Source organism: Acinetobacter sp. UBA5934, assembly GCF_002430855.1.
Lineage (GTDB): Bacteria > Pseudomonadota > Gammaproteobacteria > Pseudomonadales > Moraxellaceae > Acinetobacter.
The window spans coordinates 1-3,816 of the sequence record NZ_DJDC01000001.1; the positions used below are offsets into that span (position 1 = coordinate 1).

The window sequence follows — 3,816 nt, forward strand, 5'->3', positions numbered from 1 at the left end:
GAATCCAGCCGCCCCTGCCATTTTTCTCAAAAAAGACAGAGCATTGTTTGCATGTTGATTTGTTAATTCACCTTGACAGACAACAGCAAAAATATTAAAGTTCTGCCGCATTAGGGGCGTCGCCAAGTGGTAAGGCACCGGGTTTTGATCTCGGCATCCGTTGGTTCGAATCCAGCCGCCCCTGCCATCTATTTTCAAACATTCCAACCGCCAAGGGTGCTTCATGCCCAATCTTGTCGTTTTTAGTGGAACTGCACATCCACAATTCGCCCAAAAAGTCGTAAGCCACCTGCACATTCCTTTAGGTGCAGCATCTGTAGGTCAATTTTCTGACGGTGAAATCGCTGTCGAAATTACTGAAAATGTTCGTGGTAAAGACGTATTCGTTGTACAGCCTACTTGTGCCCCAACAAACGACAACCTGATGGAAGTCCTTGTTATGGCCGATGCTTTACGTCGTGCAAGTGCAGGTCGTATTACTGCTGTCATTCCTTACTTCGGATATGCTCGTCAAGACCGTCGTCCTCGTTCAAGCCGTGTGCCAATTACTGCAAAAGTTGTAGCAGACATGCTCACAACTGTGGGTATTGACCGCGTAGTAATGATCGACCTTCATGCTGACCAGATTCAAGGTTTCTTCGATATCCCTGTAGATAACATCTACGGTACTCCTGCATTACTTGCTGACCTTCGTCAACAGCAACACCATAACCTTATGGTTGTTTCTCCAGACGTGGGTGGTGTAGTTCGTGCACGTGCTGTAGCGAAACAAATGGGTGATATCGATCTTGCAATCATCGATAAACGTCGTCAAAAAGCCAATGAATCACAAGTGATGCATTTGATTGGTGATGTGAAAGATCGTGACTGCGTGATCGTGGATGACATGGTTGATACTGCTGGAACTTTGTGTAAAGCCGCTGATGCACTGAAACAATTTGGTGCTCGCCGTGTAGTTGCCTATGCAACTCACCCAGTACTTTCTGGTAAAGCTATTGAGAATTTGAAAAACTCTGTGATCGACGAACTTGTTGTTACAGATACTATTCCTCTTTCTCAAGAAGCCCAAGAACTTGGTAAGATTCGCCAAGTTTCAGTCGCTAGTATGGTTGCTGAAACAATTCGTCGTATTAACAACGAAGAATCTATTAGCGCAATGTTTGATTCTTATCTATAATATAGCGCTAAATTTTCAAAACCCTGCCCTAGGCAGGGTTTTCTATCGCTGAGCTGGTCGAAAACTCAGCTTAATTAAACTTAAATTAGGAATGTCTATCATGGCAAACTTCGTATTAAACGCAGCAGCACGTGAAGAAGCAGTACAAGGGAAAGGTTCGAGCCGCCGCCTTCGTCTTCAAAATAAAGTACCAGCAATCATCTACGGTTCAGGTGAGCCTGTTGCAGTAACTTTAGAACTTCGTGAACTTGTTAAAGCACTTGAAAACAATGCTTTCTTTGAAGAAGTTATTGAAATCAAAGTTGGCGATAAAGTTGAAAGCGTTAAAATCCAAGCTTTACAACGTCACCCAGCTAAAAACACTCCAATGCACGCCGACTTTAAACGCGCATAAGTGTTAATGGTGTAAATTAGTGTCAAAACTTTCGCTAATTGTTGGTTTGGGCAATCCTGGTAAGGAATACGCCCAAACCCGCCATAATGCAGGCTTCTGGTTTGTTGAACGCCTTGCAGAACAATATGGCATCTCTCTCAAAGCCGATCCTAAATTCTACGGAATCAGTGGTCGCGGTAATATTGAAGGTCAAGACGTCCGTCTGCTATTACCTACAACCTTTATGAATGCCTCTGGCAAAAGTGTTGTTCCCTTCGCCAAATTCTATCAAGTTGCTCCCGAAGCAATGCTGATTGCACATGATGAGCTGGATATGAATCCCGGTGTCATTCGCCTAAAAACAGGTGGCGGACATGGTGGTCATAACGGTTTACGTGATATCGTTCCGCATATCGGCCCTAATTTCCATCGCTTACGCATTGGTATTGGTCATCCTGGTTCCAAAGAACGCGTATCGGGTCATGTCCTGAGCAAAGCACCTAGCAGCGAACAAGGTTTAATGGATGATGCTATTGCACATGCTTTATCCCGCATTAAATTGCTGGTAAACGGTGACATACAGCCAGCCATGAATCAAATTAATGCCTACAAACCGAACTGATCATTCTACAAATAATTGAATTTTCCTTCTTGCCATGTTGCTTTTTTCGGAGCAAAATGCGCTTTCTGCGGATTACTGATCCAGTAAGAAGTGATTTGATTTAACTAAGATAAAATCTTAGATCAACTAAGGAGACGCTAGCCATGCTTTCTCGTTTATTAAAAGCTAAAATTCACCGTTGTGTCGTTACACAAGCAGAATTACATTATGAAGGTTCTTGTGCAATTGACGGCGTGTTAATGGATTTAGCCGGTATCCGTGAATATGAAGAAATTCATATGTGGAACGTGACTAATGGTAAGCGTTTTACCACTTATGCCATTCGTGGTGAAGAAAATTCAGGCATCATTTCAGTCAATGGTGGTGCAGCGCTTCAAGCCGATGTTGGTGATCTGATGATCATTGCAACCTTTGGTGATTTCACTGAAGCTGAAGCCAATGCACATAAACCGCGTCTGGTTTATGCCAACCCAAATAATACGGTAAATCACACTGCGAACTGTATTCCTGTTCAAGTGGCTTAAGATTTAAAGATATGAAAAGCTCGCTCTATGCGGGCTTTTTTAATACCTAGGATTTCTAAATTTTACGTTATTCATCATGTGACTAATCATATGACTGATTCAGCTATACAAAGTTGTTACCTGCATTGAAAAACAGGTCTATACTCATTACACATCGCTTCAGGGCGGGGTGTAATTCCCCACCGGTGGTAAGTTAAATATTTATTGATTTAAATAATTTAATCAGCCCACGAGCCTGTAAACCTGTTAGGGTTTGCTCGCAGATTTGGTGAAAAACCAAAGCCGACGGTATAGTCCGGATGAAAGAAGACGACGTAACGGATATTTATATGTGATATATCGCTGCGACCCCATTTCTACATCAGTCCTGAAATGTTCAACCGTATGTTTATTTTACGAGAGCGTTTCAATGTCCAGTTTAATTCAACCTGAAATTTTCTTTTCTGCCCTTCCTCCTGCCGAGCAGCGCATTCAACAAGCGCTGGAAGATATACGCCAAGGCAAACCTGTTCTGGTGATGGATGACTTCGACCGTGAAAATGAAGCCGACCTGATTGTTGCCGCAGAAACCTTAACTGTAGAAACCATGGCACGCATGATTCGTGATGGTTCAGGTATTGTCTGCTTATGCCTGACCGATGAACTTGCTAATCATTTAAAACTTTCACCTATGGTAGCTGATAACTCAAGCCAGTTTAAAACAGCCTTTACCGTGACCATTGAAGCAGCGACAGGTGTAACTACCGGTGTTTCAGCCCAAGACCGTACTACTACAGTTAAAGCGGCAATTAAAGATGGTGCTGTAGCAAGCGACTTAAACCGACCAGGTCATGTCTTCCCTTTGCGTGCCCGTGAAGATGGTGTATTGACCCGTCGTGGCCATACCGAAGGTACCATTGATTTGGCACGTTTAGCCGGTTTAAAACCTGCTGGAGTTTTATGTGAATTAACCAATCCTGATGGCAGCATGGCATCCGGTATTCAGGTGCTATCTTATGCACAAACTCATCATTTAACCGTGATTACCATTGAAGAATTGGTGCAATACCGTTTAAAGCACCAAATTTAATCAAATACTCAAATTTAAAACCCAGCCAATCTGATCTGACCCCCAAAAGTT

The 3,816-nt window shown here is 43.0% G+C and carries 5 protein-coding genes, 1 tRNA gene and 1 riboswitch; all 6 genes read left to right on the forward strand.

What is annotated here, in order from left to right; all coding sequences use genetic code 11:
- Positions 1–112: 112 nt before the first annotated feature.
- Positions 113–187: transfer RNA gene (locus tag B2Y23_RS00005), tRNA-Gln, on the forward strand.
- Positions 188–223: 36 nt separating this feature from the next.
- Entirely contained in the window at positions 224–1,177 is a 954-nt protein-coding gene (locus B2Y23_RS00010) for a ribose-phosphate pyrophosphokinase (RefSeq protein WP_086176272.1), read from the forward strand.
- Between the two features lie 100 nt (positions 1,178–1,277).
- Entirely contained in the window at positions 1,278–1,571 is a 294-nt protein-coding gene (gene rplY, locus B2Y23_RS00015) for a 50S ribosomal protein L25 (protein WP_291352695.1), read from the forward strand.
- Positions 1,572–1,590: 19 nt separating this feature from the next.
- On the forward strand, positions 1,591–2,172 hold the full coding sequence (pth, locus tag B2Y23_RS00020; protein ID WP_291368272.1) for an aminoacyl-tRNA hydrolase: 582 nt from the start codon (positions 1,591–1,593) through the stop codon (positions 2,170–2,172).
- Between the two features lie 143 nt (positions 2,173–2,315).
- The gene (gene panD / locus B2Y23_RS00025) at positions 2,316–2,696 is read left to right on the forward strand and encodes an aspartate 1-decarboxylase (protein WP_086176275.1); all 381 of its coding nucleotides are present in this window, start codon (positions 2,316–2,318) and stop codon (positions 2,694–2,696) included.
- 152 nt (positions 2,697–2,848) lie between these two features.
- Positions 2,849–3,011: riboswitch (FMN riboswitch) on the forward strand.
- 94 nt (positions 3,012–3,105) lie between these two features.
- Positions 3,106–3,765 (forward strand): 3,4-dihydroxy-2-butanone-4-phosphate synthase, encoded by a 660-nt coding sequence (ribB, locus tag B2Y23_RS00030; RefSeq protein WP_291352783.1) that lies wholly within the window; start codon positions 3,106–3,108, stop codon positions 3,763–3,765.
- Positions 3,766–3,816 lie beyond the last annotated feature (51 nt).